Origin of the sequence: Bdellovibrio sp. KM01 (assembly GCF_013752535.1) — a bacterium.
Taxonomy (GTDB): Bacteria; Bdellovibrionota; Bdellovibrionia; order Bdellovibrionales; family Bdellovibrionaceae; genus Bdellovibrio.
Map to the genome: position 1 here is coordinate 3,588,814 of NZ_CP058348.1, position 14,726 is coordinate 3,603,539.

Annotated in this window: 14 protein-coding genes; 7 read left to right on the forward strand and 7 right to left on the reverse strand. The window is 46.0% G+C overall.

What is annotated here, in order from left to right; genetic code table 11:
* Window positions 1-4 precede the first annotated feature (4 nt).
* The gene (locus tag HW988_RS17220; protein ID WP_142701681.1) at window positions 5-772 is read right to left on the reverse strand and encodes an exodeoxyribonuclease III; all 768 of its coding nucleotides are present in this window, start codon (window positions 770-772) and stop codon (window positions 5-7) included.
* Between the two features lie 67 nt (window positions 773-839).
* Between HW988_RS17220 and HW988_RS17225 the strand changes: the two genes are divergently transcribed.
* The 3 genes from HW988_RS17225 (at window position 840) to HW988_RS17235 (ending at window position 4,591) form a co-directional block, all read left to right on the forward strand.
* The gene (locus tag HW988_RS17225) at window positions 840-2,009 is read left to right on the forward strand and encodes a hypothetical protein (RefSeq protein ID WP_181605374.1); all 1,170 of its coding nucleotides are present in this window, start codon (window positions 840-842) and stop codon (window positions 2,007-2,009) included.
* 206 nt (window positions 2,010-2,215) lie between these two features.
* On the forward strand, window positions 2,216-4,069 hold the full coding sequence (locus HW988_RS17230; RefSeq protein WP_181605375.1) for a protein adenylyltransferase SelO family protein: 1,854 nt from the start codon (window positions 2,216-2,218) through the stop codon (window positions 4,067-4,069).
* Between the two features lie 3 nt (window positions 4,070-4,072).
* Window positions 4,073-4,591, forward strand: coding sequence for a hypothetical protein (locus HW988_RS17235; RefSeq protein WP_181605376.1), 519 nt, complete (start codon window positions 4,073-4,075; stop codon window positions 4,589-4,591).
* A gap of 26 nt (window positions 4,592-4,617) precedes the next feature.
* On the opposite strand, the gene HW988_RS17240 is transcribed toward HW988_RS17235, so the two are convergent.
* Both HW988_RS17240 and HW988_RS17245 read right to left on the reverse strand, forming a co-directional pair.
* Entirely contained in the window at window positions 4,618-5,259 is a 642-nt protein-coding gene (locus tag HW988_RS17240) for an alpha/beta hydrolase (protein WP_181605377.1), read from the reverse strand.
* Entirely contained in the window at window positions 5,259-6,713 is a 1,455-nt protein-coding gene (locus HW988_RS17245; RefSeq protein ID WP_255490098.1) for a S41 family peptidase, read from the reverse strand. The genes HW988_RS17240 and HW988_RS17245 overlap by 1 nt, the downstream gene beginning before the upstream one ends.
* A 279-nt stretch (window positions 6,714-6,992) precedes the next feature.
* Here HW988_RS17245 and rfaD point away from each other — a divergent pair, with 279 nt between their 5' ends.
* Genes rfaD through HW988_RS17265 form a run of 4 tightly spaced genes read left to right on the forward strand, consistent with a single transcriptional unit; the run spans window position 6,993 to window position 11,097 of the window.
* A complete protein-coding gene (rfaD, locus tag HW988_RS17250; RefSeq protein ID WP_181605378.1) occupies window positions 6,993-7,961 on the forward strand; it encodes an ADP-glyceromanno-heptose 6-epimerase in 969 nt (322 codons plus the stop codon).
* A 12-nt stretch (window positions 7,962-7,973) separates the two neighbouring features.
* Window positions 7,974-9,716, forward strand: coding sequence for an aromatic amino acid hydroxylase (locus HW988_RS17255; RefSeq protein WP_181605379.1), 1,743 nt, complete (start codon window positions 7,974-7,976; stop codon window positions 9,714-9,716).
* Entirely contained in the window at window positions 9,717-10,502 is a 786-nt protein-coding gene (locus HW988_RS17260; protein ID WP_181605380.1) for an RNA methyltransferase, read from the forward strand.
* 43 nt (window positions 10,503-10,545) lie between these two features.
* A complete protein-coding gene (locus HW988_RS17265; protein ID WP_181605381.1) occupies window positions 10,546-11,097 on the forward strand; it encodes a DUF4337 domain-containing protein in 552 nt (183 codons plus the stop codon).
* 14 nt (window positions 11,098-11,111) lie between these two features.
* Here the strand turns inward: HW988_RS17265 and HW988_RS17270 are convergent, their stop codons facing one another.
* The 4 genes from HW988_RS17270 to HW988_RS17285 form a co-directional block, all read right to left on the reverse strand.
* A complete protein-coding gene (locus tag HW988_RS17270; protein WP_181605382.1) occupies window positions 11,112-11,528 on the reverse strand; it encodes a hypothetical protein in 417 nt (138 codons plus the stop codon).
* A 24-nt stretch (window positions 11,529-11,552) separates the two neighbouring features.
* A complete protein-coding gene (locus tag HW988_RS19265) occupies window positions 11,553-11,957 on the reverse strand; it encodes a PspC domain-containing protein (protein WP_181605383.1) in 405 nt (134 codons plus the stop codon).
* The gene (gene ribD / locus HW988_RS17280) at window positions 11,957-13,144 is read right to left on the reverse strand and encodes a bifunctional diaminohydroxyphosphoribosylaminopyrimidine deaminase/5-amino-6-(5-phosphoribosylamino)uracil reductase RibD (RefSeq protein WP_181605384.1); all 1,188 of its coding nucleotides are present in this window, start codon (window positions 13,142-13,144) and stop codon (window positions 11,957-11,959) included. Before ribD ends, HW988_RS19265 begins: the two co-directional genes overlap by 1 nt.
* Before the next feature lie 265 nt (window positions 13,145-13,409).
* Window positions 13,410-14,651, reverse strand: coding sequence for a PIF1 family ATP-dependent DNA helicase (locus HW988_RS17285; protein WP_181605385.1), 1,242 nt, complete (start codon window positions 14,649-14,651; stop codon window positions 13,410-13,412).
* Window positions 14,652-14,726 lie beyond the last annotated feature (75 nt).

Here is a 14,726-nt window from a genome sequence, read left to right on the forward strand (position 1 = left end):
CTTTTTAAAATTCCAAAGTCGCAACCACTGGGCAGTGATCGGAACCCTCAACTTGATCCAAGATATCAGCAGAAACCAGATGCTTCTCAAGACCACGAGAAATACAGATGTAATCAATGCGCCAGCCACTGTTTCTGTCGCGGGCAAAGTCATAGTACGACCACCAGGAGTAACGATGCTCTTCGTTCGGCTTAAAGTAACGAAAAGTATCGATGAATCCCAAATCCAAGAACGAATCAAACCACGCGCGCTCTTCTGGTAAAAAACCGCTGACTTTGCTTAGGCGAATCGGATCAAAGACATCAATATCATCGCGAGCGACGTTATAGTCACCCACCACAACTATCTGTTTGCCAGTCGCCAGTTTTTCCTTCAGATGTTCGTTCAAATCTTTTAGAAACTGTTGTTTGAAGCTATGGCGTTCATCCCCTGAACCACCATTTGGAAAATAAATATTGTACAGATCAAAATGCGGATGCTCCGTAATAACGATGCGGCCTTCGGAATCATAGGCTTGAATGCCAATTCCATGTTTCACATCTTTGGGTTCATTGACCAAAAAAGTTGCGACTCCTGAATATCCTTTTTTAACAGCAGAAGACCAGTAAGCGTGAGGACGGTGCAACTGACGCGCCTCCACCTCTACCTGATCGATGTGAGCTTTGGTCTCTTGAACACAAAAAATATCTGGATTTTCACGTTTCACGAAATCCACCAAGCCCTTCTTATGGCAGGCACGGATCCCATTCACATTCCAAGAGATGATTTTCACAGTTTCTCCTTGTTTTTCACTCACAAACCGCTATCTATGAATGCAGGCTGTTTTAGCAGGAGTTCGAGTGGGCTTAAAGACAAAATTCATTGCGCAACTTAAAAAATCTTTCCCAGGGCTCAATACAGAGCAATTGGAGAGTCTGGTTGCCGATAACTTGCTTTCCCCATTCCATGTTGAGCTGCCCAAGTCGGTTTTAGAACAGGCGCAACAAATCGTTTCCACGTTCTTTGCCTTGCGTGAAAAGGACTCGTACAAAAGCCATTATCGTGACCTTGCGGCCCTTAAGGGTTTCAAAGATCCCGGCAACAAATCAATCATGATGAGCTATGATTTTCACTTGGATGAAAATCAACAACTAAAGTTGATTGAAGTAAATACCAATGCCTCCTTCTTGGCTTTGGGTCATGAAATGTACAAAACTTTAGAGCTTCCCCTGCCCGTGGCAGACTTCACATGGGATGAAGTTCGCAATGACATTTTGAATGAAATGAAATTACAGGGACATCCTGTGGGCTCGGGACCATTCCGCGTGGCGATCACCGATGAAAAACCTTCAGAGCAAAGACTGTTTGCGGAGTTCCTGGTTTACAACGAACTTTTCAAATCCTGGGGATGGGACTCGCGTATCGTGGACTATCGCGAGCTCTTCAATAACTTTGACCCGCAGTTTATTTACAATCGCTACACAGATTTCTTTTTGTCCGAAGAATCCAGCCAGGTTCTAAAGAACAAATTTGTTAACGGTGACGTATGTCTGTCGCCAAATCCCTACGAGTACTTGCTTCTTGCCGATAAGCAGCGCTTGATTGAGTGGAGCCGACCAGGATTCTTGGAAGCCCAAGGCATGACAGAGCAGGAAATCCAGGTTTTGCGAAATGCCGTTCCAGTCTCCTATGATCTAACCACGACAAATGCCGATGAGCTTTGGTCGATGCGCAAAAAACTGTTCTTTAAGCCGAAAAACGCTTTCGGTTCGAAACAAAGTTATCGCGGGCATTCGATGTCGCGCAAAGCTTTCGAAGACCTGCAAACCAGTGCCACGATTGCAATGGAATACATTCCTGCACCGGAAATTCCATTTGAAACGCCGGAAGGCACGCAGAACTTCAAATACGATTTGCGCTGTTATGCCTATCAGGGACGCCTGCAGCTGGTTCTGGCGCGCCTTTACCAGGGGCAGGTCACGAACTTGCGCAGCCCGTACGGTGGTTTCGCAGGCACTGTCTTCAAATAGGCTCCCACTCTGAGTCTCCATTGGCCGTCTCATCCTTAGACACTCCCCTGGCCAATTCCAATAAACCAAACTTTAGTTTTGGTCTAAAGACTATTCTGTCTAGTCCAGTAGGACTTTTGCTCTTTTTAGGGCTTAATATTTAAGTAAGGCTAGAATGGCCTTATTTCTAGTGTGTCTCATTTTTTCCGCAAGGAGTGTGGAAGTACATGACGGTTAAGCACAACGGCGCTAAAAAATTAGCTCAGGAAAGTTTCTATTCCTCATTTGATCAACTCAATGGTGTGCATCCGTGGATGGAAGCCGTTCAAGACGGCTTCATTGCTTACCGCGTTCGCCAGCTAAATACCGGTAAAATCGCGTACTTCAATTTTATCCTCGCAAAAGAAATGGGTTTGATTCCCCCTGATCATCCAGAAACGATGACAGATGAATTGGAAGACAAACTGATCGAGACATTTTCTATTCAAATCATCAACGAATACGATGAATTAAACAGCCGCCGCATCGATCCTTCGACAATCCGACCTCATAAATATATGGCCACTCGTTATCTGCAGTTGCAACACGCAAACAAGCAGGGAAAAACTTCTGGTGATGGTCGAGGTATTTGGAACGGAACCGTTTATAATCGCGGAATGACATGGGACGTGTCCAGTCGTGGAACTGGTGTAACTCGCCTGTCTCCAGGATCGGTACAGGCTCAGCGTCCATTGAAAACTGGTGGAACCGAATTTGGTTATGGTTGTGGTCTGGCGGAAATCGATGAGCTTTTTGGTGCGTCGATTCTGGCAGAGGTGATGCATCTGCAAGGCATCCGCACCGAGCGTGTGCTTTGCATCGTCGACTTAGGCAAAGGTTATGGTATCGGCGTCCGTGCTGCTCCAAACTTGATCCGCCCCGCTCACTTGTTCCTTTATTTAAAGCAAGAACGCATTCAAGAACTGAAAGCTGCGACCGATTACTTTATTGATCGTCAGGTTTCCAATAAAGCTTGGCCGATCAAAGCTCGTGGCAATGCCAAGTATGACGAGCTTTTATCTTGCGTCTGCAATTCATTTGCGGAATTCACGGCACAGCTTGATACGGACTATATCTTTGCATGGCTTGATTGGGACGGCGATAACGTCCTGGCAGATGCAGGCATCATCGACTATGGAAGCGTTCGCCAATTTGGCATTCGTCACGACAAATATCGTTACGATGACGTTGAAAGATTCTCGACAAATTTGAATGAGCAAAAGTCGAAAGCACGTCTGATCGTGCAGGTTTTTGCACAGATGGTGGATTACTTGCAAACGGGTCGCAAAAAATCTTTGCGCGCCTTTGCAAATCACCCGGTTATCGAACAGTTCAATAAGCAATTCGACAAATGCCGTGCAAATCGTATTTTATACCGTATGGGATTCAATGAATCGCAACGTGAAAACATCATGGCTCACAAAGGTTTGTTCGAAAAATACGACAAAGAGTTTTCATACTTTGAAAGAGCTAAAATCAGCGGAACAACTGAAAAAGTCGCCGATGGAGTCAACCATGCTGCTTTGTTCAACGTGCGCAACATCCTGCGCGAGTATCCGCACCATTTGGCAAAGAATCCTTTGCCATTTGAAAAACGCTTTATGTTGGATAGCGAATTCTTTAAGCAGATTCTGTCCAGCTTTGCGAAAACCCGTGACGCACGTTTAAGCGAAAAGCACCGTCGCCACATTCAAGCGTTCCAATCCGCGTATCGCGAGCTGGTAACAGCAGCTGCGGGCAAAAACAAACCAGAACAAATCCTAAAAGGCATCTGCGATCGAGCAGAAGTTTTGAATTCAGACAAACGCATCACTGGAAATGCCTTGATTGAAATGGTGGATGCGATTATCAATGAGAAGAAGCGCGGACTTTCAATGACTCAAATTCAAAGAATCATTGACCGTCTGGTTTTTGAAAACAGTGGAGTTCCAGAAACACCTGTCAGCCGTTTTTACAAAGAGAAAGAAAAAACTGCCGCAGTGAAGATGGATCTTTACGCAAAACTTCTCAGTCTTGTAGAAGAAAACAAAGAAAGCATCTAAGTTATGACAGCAAAGTATTTGGTCTTGGCGTTGACAGCGGGTCTGTTCACTCTTTCCGGCTGCGCACTCAGCAAAGGCACGATCAAGGATTCTCCCCGCCTTGAGTCTTCCAATATCACTATTCCCCCAATGAGCAAACTAAATCCAAAAGCGATGTCTTTGAATATCGTGGATAACCGGGCTCCAGAGTTCAGACAATATTCTGCAGAAATCAAAGCCGAGATCACTCGTGCTTTAACTTTGGCATTGGGCCGTCAAAATATCGAATTGAAGTCCGGCGCACCAAATGCTCTGACATTGACGATACAAGATTATAAAACAGCTGAATTCCAAGAAGGTTGCGTGCAATTAGTGGGAAGCCTGGACATCCCAAAAAAAGGGAAGGCGAATGCTTCAGCTTACAGCTGCATGGAATTTAAGTCCTTCGGCAGAAAAGTCGGAGCTGATATCGGCGCCGCTTACGAAAACGCTTTGACAGAAGTTTTCAAAGGCATCAATTCAGGAATGGAACAAATTCCTTAAATCCCTACGCGCAACGCAGAATAAACTTATCTGCCCAGCGTGGACAGTTGGTTACGTACCCATTTTCTGATTAATGGGTACTCTTCGACTTCCAGGGTGTGTTTCTTTTCCATCTCGACCCACTCCACTTTAAGGCCCGCAGATTTCAATTTCTCAACGCCGTACTTGGTTTCAGGAAGTGGCAAAATATCATCCGCATGACCGTGAGTGAACATCCATGGCGTTTTCTTGGAATCATCTGCCAGATTGTTTTTCCAGCGAGGATAAAAGTTAAAATACCCACTGATACCAACCACACCACCTAATTTCTTAGGATAGTTCAAACCGATATCGGCACTGATCAGGCAACCTTGGGAAAAGCCAAAGAAGAAAATATTCTCGCTCTTCCAACCCTGGTTTTCCAGTTCATTTAAAAGAGTGAACAGCTTTTCGCGGATTTTCAGAACGCCATTTGCTTGATACGGAGGCTCTCCGTACCAAGTGTATCCCGTCATAAATTTGCGTGGAGCATTCAACAACAGGTAATTCATTTCTGGAATATTCAACTCGTCGTCGAATTGACGAAACGGACGAATGCTGTCGCCACGACCGTGCAATACGATCATCAAGTAATCAGACTTCTTTTTCGCAGGGATAAACTTGTGCTTAAACAAATCAGTGGTAATCATTAGTTCACTCCAGCAATCGCTTTAGAACAGAATAAAATCTGACGAGCTTTTTTCAGCTGAACGTCCTCGTTCACTGCGCCGTCTTCTGTATCCAAGCAGTCCTTGCTGGAAATTAGATTTTTCAACGAACGCACATGGCGCTCGGGAGCCATCAATGGATTCACGAATTGATCTTCTTCACGATCCACAGAGATCTTATCAAAGTTCACGGCCACATCCGGAGACAAACCCTTCATCTGCGGAGACCGACCCGATGGCAGGTAATAGAATCCTTTTGTTTCAAACAATGCGATTTTCTTATTCTGTGTCCAGTATTCACCCTCTTGGAATGAACCCTTACCGAATGTTCTTTCGCCTACTAAAATCGCGCGATTCAAATCACGTAAAGCTCCAGCCACGATCTCTGCTGCACTTGCAGAACCTGCATTAATCAGGACGGCCACGGGTTTATCAAAAATCTTAGGCTCGCCACCAAAGTATTCTTCTGCTTTTTTAGATGGATCCAAATAACGAATGTCGAAGATCTTTTTATCGCCACCCACGAAAAGGCTCGCGATACAAGCGGCCTCTTCCATTTGTCCACCTGGATTGTCACGCAAGTCGAACAACAAGCCACGTACGTGGGCTTTGTTCACGACTTCTAAGGCTTCCTTCATTTTATCGCAGGAACCTTTGGCGAATTTATTTAAACCAATCACGGCGATCGGTTTGATACCTTCGATCACTTGAGTTGTTAATGTGGAAACGACGATTTCAGTGCGCTCCAATTTTTTACGAATCGTTTCGCCATCACGGGAAACCAGCAAAGATACTTTCGTACCTTCCTCACCCTTTAACATTTCCATCACACGGGCTTGCAACAAAGGGTGAACCGGCTTGCCATCGATTTCCAAAAGAATATCGCCACGCTTAAGACCCGCACGATCCGCGGCACTGCCAGGCAAAACTTTGCGAATCGCATAGTTGCCATTTAAACGGCCGACTTGCACACCCGCTGTTGTCATCCTGTTATCCGCACGGGAAACGACTTCTTTAAACATCGCTACCGGCATCAAGTACGTATGGGGATCACGGAATACGGAAATAAAACCATTCAGCCCCACTCCTACCATCAATGATTTTTGCGAGGAAGAGATGTATTTGGCCTCGATTTTTTCCCAAACCTTGATGAATGAAAAGCGCGTCGCCTCAGCGGTGTTCTGGTTAAAAAACTGTTTCCATACAGCCAATTGTTTCTTTTCAGTGGAAAGATCCTGGATAAATCCATCGTGTGCCGGAAGCACATTGCCCTGTTGATCGACCGTCACGTTGTAACGGTTGGCCACCGCGATGATCGCGTTGGCACATGCCAGGAAATAGCGTTCAGAACTGGAGCATGTTGTTGAGTCCAAAAGGTCTTCTAATGCGGCGGGCTCCAGACCCGTATCAGCCCAGTAGCTATCCGTAGATTTCACTGCCGGAACCGACGGCGCATGGTGGTGACGCGTCCACAGGAGGCTCCCCCCAAGGACCGCTACACTCAATGATGCTAAGAAAAATCGACGTGAGCTCAATAACACCCCATGCCTCCCGACAGGTACGAATGGGATTCACCAAAGCAACGTCCATGCCGCCTCAGCTCCAATTGGTTGCATTTTAGGGCGGTATTTTTGAACTATTTGCAGGTTTGGACAGAGCTTCCACAAGGGCTTTTTCTTGTGTATCCCAAAGGGCTGTAATAGGGTGAATTCACTATGATTATTGTAACTGGTGCAAACGGATTTATTGGCAGCGTGATGGTATGGCAACTCAACGAAAAAGGGTTCTCCGATATCATCGCCGTGGATACGGTCGATCTTCAAAAACGCAACCTTCTTCGTAAGCGCGTTTACAGTAAATTTCTTAAGAAGGACGATCTTTGGTCTTTCCTTGAAACCGACGAAGCCAAAAAGAAAGTCACTTGGATCATCCACATGGGAGCTTGTTCTTCCACAACGGAAACCAACAAAGACTTCCTTTGGGAAAATAACACGAACTACACGCAACGCATTTTCGAATGGTGTACGAAAAACCAAAAAAGCATGATCTATGCTTCCAGCGCTGCCACTTATGGTGCCGGCGAGTTGGGTTTTGACGACACGACGGATCCTGAAAAATTAAAACCATTGAACCTGTATGGAGAGTCCAAAGTGTTGTTTGACCGTTGGGCTCTGAAGCAGACGCAAACTCCGGCCCACTGGTACGGTCTTAAATTCTTTAACGTCTTCGGTCCGAACGAATACGAAAAAGAAGGCATGGCGAGCATCGTTTTCAAAGCGCACAACCAAATCAAAGAAACTGGTGTTCTGGGACTATTTAAATCTGCTAACCCTGAATACAAAGATGGCGAATTCATGCGTGACTTCGTTTACGTCAAGGACGTAACGGGCTGGATGGCTGAGTTGATGGAGAAAAAACCAACAAGCGGCATCTACAACATGGGCTTCGGCAAGCCTCGTACCTGGTTGGATTTGGCAAAAGCCACCTTCACAGCGATGGGTAAAGAGATGAAAATAAACTGGATCGAGATGCCAGAAAATATCCGTGGACAGTATCAGTACTACACTGAAGCCAAAACGGATAAATGGAACCAAGCTGGAATGAGCGCTCCGAAATGGCCTCTGGAAAAAGCTGTAGATGATTACATTAAGAATTATCTAAGCCAAGAAGACCCCTTGTTATAAGAAAGCAATGTCATGGAGACGGACTTTTTACCACCGCACCTTAGAAAATACGTCGTTGAGCAGCACTATGAAAAGTACACTCCGATTGATCAAGCAGTCTGGCGCTATATCCTGCGCCAGCTAAAATCCTATTTGTCCAAACATGCCCACGAAAGTTACGTCGAGGGTTTAAGCAAAACAGGTATTTCCGTTGAACGTATTCCTCGCATCGAAGAAATCAGTAACAAATTGAAAGAATTCGGCTGGAGAGCTTTGCCTGTGAGTGGATTTATTCCGCCAGCGGCATTCATGGAATTGCAATCCCTGGGTGTTCTTCCGATTGCCTCTGACATGAGAAGCATCGATCACCTTCTTTACACGCCAGCTCCTGACATCGTTCATGAAGCTGCGGGACATGCACCGATTTTGATTCAGCCAGAATTTGCGGAATACCTTCGTCAATATGCTCAGGTCGCGAAGAAAGCGATTCTAAGCAAAGAAGACCTCGATATGTACGAGGCGATTCGCGAATTATCTGACTTAAAAGAAAATCCAGGCTCCACTGCTGCACAAATCAAAGCGGCAGAGCAAAAGCTTGAGACCGTCAGCAAAAATACCACTCACGTATCTGAAGCTGCAGAGCTGGGTCGCATGAATTGGTGGACGGCAGAGTACGGCTTGATCGGTACTTTGGATAATCCAAAAATTTTCGGAGCTGGACTGCTTTCCAGCAAAGGTGAGTCGCAGGCTTGCTTGCAACCGACCGTTAAAAAGATCCCTCTGTCAGTTGATTGCATCAAGCAAGGTTACGACATCACGGAACAACAACCACAATTGTTTGTAACTCCTGATTTTAAAACTTTGGTGCGTGTTCTGAATGAAATGGCTGACCAGATGGCTTTCCGCTTGGGTGGTTTGCCAGGTTTGAATAAAGCGATTGAAGCTCAATCGGTGAATTCTGCAGAACTTTCCTCAGGCATTCAAATTTCTGGTCAAATCATTGAAGCGATCACGGATTCCGCGCAAAATGTGGCATACCTTCGCCTGCAAGGTCCTTCGCAACTTTCGTTCAAAGATAAACAGCTTCCGGGTCACGACAAGTCTTACCACTTGCATGGTTTTGGCACTCCGGTTGGTTTCTTGAAGACTTATCCTGCGAAAGACCCCTCCGATCTGACTCGCACGGAATGGGCAGATATCGGTGTCGAGATCGGCAGCAAGTCTCGCTTAGAGTTTGTTTCCGGAGTCGTTGTAACGGGGACTGTAAAAGGCATGACAGTGGTTGATGGCAAAACTATTTTGCTTACTTTAACTGATGCGAAAGCTGAATTCCAGGGCCGCATCCTGTTTGATCCTTCATGGGGTCAGTACGATATGGCTTTGGGTGCTAAAGTAACTTCAGTCTTTGGTGGCCCGGCGGACCGTGAAGCTTACGGTGAAACCGAAGACTTCGTCGCAAAACGTGTCCCAGCTCCCCATTACCGGCCCGAAGAGCTTAAACTGCACACACAGTACGGTCGTTTAAGAGAACTTCGTGAAAAGAATATCCAGGCTGCAGAGCTTGAAAAATCTTTATCCGAACTTTTGGCAAACCATGATAAGGACTTCCCACAAGATTGGTTGCTTCGCCTGGAGGCTTTGGAATTGACCAAAGCTCGTTTGAGCAACTCGGCTTTGTTGGCAAAACTTGAAAAGGATCTTCAGGGTTTGGCCAGCAAAGATGAAACTACTAAAAATCTTATCCACGACGGAATTGCTTTATCAGGAAATCTGTAAATGAAACGTCCCTTCGAAGTGCGCATTGTTTTAGTGCGCACGATTTATGAGAGAAATGTCGGCGCCACTTCTCGTGCTATGAGCAACATGGGTGTTGAAAAGTTGATCATGATCGCACCTCAGTGCGAATTGACCTACGAAGCTCAGCAAACGGCAGCGACAGGTCAAACAGGCCTTCAAAACCGTACGACTTATCAATCCTGGGATGAATTCATGGCCAATGAACCTGAAAGCATCAAGATTGCTTTCACTGCCCGTGATGGCAAAGGTCGTCAGGTTCGCGATATCGATGACGTTCTGGCCGATGTAAAAGCCAATGCTCCCCAATTTCAGCATGAATCCGACGAGCCCTATACCGTTCACTTGATCTTTGGTCCCGAAGACTGGGGCCTTGCAGGTGAAGACCTTGAGTTCGCAAACCACTGCGCGTGCTTACCGACTTTTGGTGAAAACTGGAGCTTGAATTTGGCACAAGCAACCTTGCTAGGCATGTTCTCTTTGCGTAAAGCTTGGGGCGGCAACCGTACGAAACTGGATGGCGGCAAAAAACGCAGAGCCCCTCAAGGCATTCAAGGGATCGATCCTGAGAAAACCTTAAAAACGTGGATTGAAGAAATGGGTTTTGATCTTTCGAAACAACGTAAGATCAATGCCTTCACTGTCCTTCGTCGTATGTTTTTGCAAAACACGCCGACTAAAAAAGAGCTCGTGATCCTGGAAACGGTTCTGCAACAATCCATCCGCAAACTCCGCGAATGGAAAGAATTTAAAAACCGCGAACGCTAATCTTAACTTTTGTTAATTCATACATGGTGCTAGGATAAGTGCCATGGATGAAATCGAAGTCCCACTAGAACAAACTCAAGAACATATTCAACATCATGCCCTTCACGAAGGTGACGGCGGCAACAGCTTGATTAATTTAAGTGCTGTGCTTTCTGCAATCCTGGCTGTGTGCGCGGCGATCTGCGCTTTGCTGGCGGGTCACTATTCCAATGAAGCGATGATCGAACAGATCAAGTCATCGGATCAGTGGTCTTACTATCAAGCCAAAGGCATCAAAGGCGCCTTGCAAGAGTTCCGCTTGGAAATGAACACTCAGCAAAACGACGCGGCTAAGCTTGAAGCAATCAAAGCCAAGATTGAAAAGTACAAAGAAGACCAAGAAAAGATCTCGGAAGACGCCAAAGAGAAAGAAGAGATCAGCGAGCTTAAACTTCACCAACACGAACGCCTGGCTATGGCCGTGACGTTTTTTCAGGTGGCGATCGCGATCATAGCGATCGGAGTTTTGACTCGTAAAAAGTTCTTCTTTTATATGGGATCAGGTTCGGGATTACTGGGTTTGATTCTGTTTATTTCGTTCTTGTTCATCAGATAAATAAAAAAAGCGGGCTACATGCCCGCTTCTTCTTCTTGAATCTCAACTTCTTTGTCGCGTACGGCGCGAAGTTGTTCGTCCAGCTTTTGGAGCGCGATTGCGAAGGCTTGACCCATGTCATTCAATTCGTGAATACGACCCATGGTTTCAGTTTCTTCCGCTCCGACCAGGCGTAAGCTTTCAAGCTTTGCCGAGTTTAAATCGATTTCTTTAGTTAATGTTTCAAGCTTTTGGTTGATGCGTTTTCTGTCTTGGATCAAGGCTTTCGTGATTTCACGAACCTGGTTCAGACTTAAAACTTCTAATTTTCCGTTTTCAAAAGCGCTTTTGGTTACTTCAGTGACTTCTTCGTCACCGTGGAAGGCTTCCCAAAATAAAGCCCACTCATTTTTAAGGGAACTTACCATCGACCTATTACTGTCATCACCCATATATCTAAAAATACTCCTGCGCCCTTAGGGCGACTTTGCAGGTTTAGGGCCTTCAGGAATTAAGAAGTAACAAAGCCCATAAACCAAGATCGCAGCTCCGAAAGTGACGTACAAAAAGAGGAGAGCCGTGGTTCTTACCACTCCCACCTCGAGTGCGTATCTCTTAGCTATCCTAGCACAGACGCCTAGAACCTTTCTATCTAGAGCATAGTCCAGTCTGTCGACGCGAGGCAGCGCATACCATAGGGTCAAATATAAGAGCACCCCGGAGCCGAACCAAAGGATAGCGACCAGCCAAATGACGCGAAGCATCCACGTTTCAATTTCAAAAGCCTGAGCTAGACCTTTGCAAACCCCGGCCAAAGCTCCGTCTGAAGCTCGGGTCCAGCGATATTTAATATTCGGAGATCCGGCTGCCATAGTTTCCATTATTGAATTCTCCCCGTGATCATAAAGTCATTTCCGAAGGTTTTATAACTTGGATGTTGAATAAAGATCTTATCCTTCATGGTTTCGATGCGAACTGTTTCTGTCCAAGATTTAGAACCCCCACTGCCCATAATGATGGGAGCCTGGAACATATAAATCCGATTTACCAAATCACTTTGCACGAAGCTGCTGGCGGTTAAAGCGCCGCCTTCAACCAATATGGATCTGAAGCCCAGTTTGTAAAGCTGAGCCAAAAGATCTTCCAAATCCAGATCACCGCCGACTTTGGTTTTTACAAAAACCAACTGCGGAACCTTGGAAAGATTTTGAGCTTTCTTTTGAGTTTCCTCCTTCAGCTCCTCGGACACGCACCAGAACACGTTCTGGGAATCATGCTCCGCACTGACTTTAAGTTCTGGATATTTTGCTAACAGATCGGCCTCGCCGTCGATGACAACGACTTTATTTTTCTTATCAATTTGGGGATGACGGATATTGAGGGAGGGGTTATCGAACTCGATCGTCCCTTTACCGACTAACAAACCATCATAACAAGCCCGCAAATAGTGAACATACTCACGGGATTCAGAACCCGTAATCCACTGACTTTCGCCCGAGCGCAGAGCCACTTGTCCATCCAGGGAGCTTGCCATTTTTAAAGCGACAAAGACTTTCTTGTGACGGAAATTCCACAAAAAGGCTTCGCAGACTTCTTCAAGTTTAATGCGCATTTCCTGATCCAACTTCAAGTCATCGGCTTGATAAAGATCCGCTTCAATTCCCACTTGGCGCAGAATCTCGGCACCTTGCCCGGCGACCAAAGGATTTGGATCAATCAATCCAAACGTGACTCGCTTGATGGGAAGTTTTGCAAGCATCTTTGCACAAGACGGTGTTTTACCTTCGTGAGCACAAGGCTCCAACGTCACGATAACATGGGCACCTTTAATATCTTCGTGAGAGAGGTTTTTTACCGCGTTCACTTCCGCATGAGGGCCGCCGTAAAACTCGTGATGGCCGGCAGAAATAAAGCCTCCCCGCGCATCCAACACAACACATCCTACAAGTGGATTAGGGCTAACACGGGGCCCACCTTTGTATGCCTCACTTATGGCTAATGCCATTGCCGCATCGACGGTCATAGGCGTTCCACGAACGGGTGTAGTAAGACTGCTAATTAGTTCCATGGGGCTTCTCCCGCTTGAATTTGCGGCTCCCAGCTTAGTCTCAAAATGAGGCGATTTCAATCGGAGGATTTTAACGATTTTTAACAAATAAACCCGAAAGAATTTATAAAAATTAACCGATATTTATTTATATCGGGGGGATTAGCATCATGAGCAGTAAAACCAAGAAGAAGGAAGAGCCTGTCTGGTATTACATTATGATGGCGGTAAACTCTCTGGCGATTCTATTTGCTATCGGCATGTTACGAGATCTGATGTGGATCTATTAAGCTTCTAATTTCTTGTAAAATTCCAAAACTTTGGGATCCACGATGATCGATCTGGGATTCCAGCCAATCAAATGCAAACCTTGTGCAGATTTTAATCGGGACAGGGCCACATAAGCTTGCCCAGGCTCCCACAGACGACTCAAGTTACACCACAAGTCATCCAAAGTCGCACCTTGGCTTTTGTGAATCGTCGTTGCGTAAGCCAGCGTCAGAGGAAATTGAATCACCTGTGCCATCACATTGCCTTCCGCATCCTGCAAAGCAAAAGAAACTTTATCCGCAGTTACTTCGCGACCACCATCCTTTTTGATCGTGATTTCATCGGCAGCAATATCAGTCACCACTCCCCGAGTTCCGTTGACCCAACGTTTTTGCGGATCATTTTGCAAAAACATCACCCGGCAGCCCAATTTCAAAACAAGTTTTACCGGCACCGGTGCTGACTTCATCAAAATATCGACGTGTTTTTCAGAGCCAAAATAGATCGAGTCAATCGTAACTTCTTCTTCGTTGATCTCGCTGAGTTTTCTTTGATTGAAATCATCAGCATCCGCTTTTCGCGGAAACAATCTTGTGCCGGGATCGTCTTGATCATGATCACGCAGATGTTCATTCAGAAAATCACGCACGCGCTCGGTCACCAGGCCGTGGCGAACATCACTTAGCACATCCAAAAACAGATTATCAGAAACACGCTGGTTATGAGAAAGCATGACCGATTGAAAACCGGTTTGCTGCCACACCGGATTTAAAAAACACCAATCACGTGGACCCTTTTGGGTAACCGGAGGCAATTGCGCGAAATCTCCAACGGCGATGATACGCATTCCTCCCCAAGGCAAACTGGACTCGCGGGCCTTTTGTGAAAGTGCCTCTGCTATCATCAATGCTTGGCCAGGAATCATCGAAATTTCATCAATAATCACGCCCTCGACTTTACGAAGTCTTGCCATCAATTTATTATCTTTGGAGGCGCGCTGATATGTCGAATCGGGACCACCTTCCATGATACCCAAACCAAAAAAACTGTGGAAAGTTCGGCCACCCAATAGAACTGCTGCCGCTCCGGTACTGGCCAGAATCGGCATGGCCTTTGGGTCCAGTTCGCGCATGAACTGACGAATTAAAAAACTTTTGCCGCTGCCAGCTCCGCCCGTCAAAAAAACGTTCTCTCCGGATCTTAAAAGTTCCAGAGCATCAGCTTGTTCGGGTGAAAGTTCCACAGGGTTTTTTGTCATAAAAAAGGATCATGCCACCGAGGTATGGGCAATAGCAAGATTGTGTTGCCTTTCAAGGCAAAGGGTCATGAAATA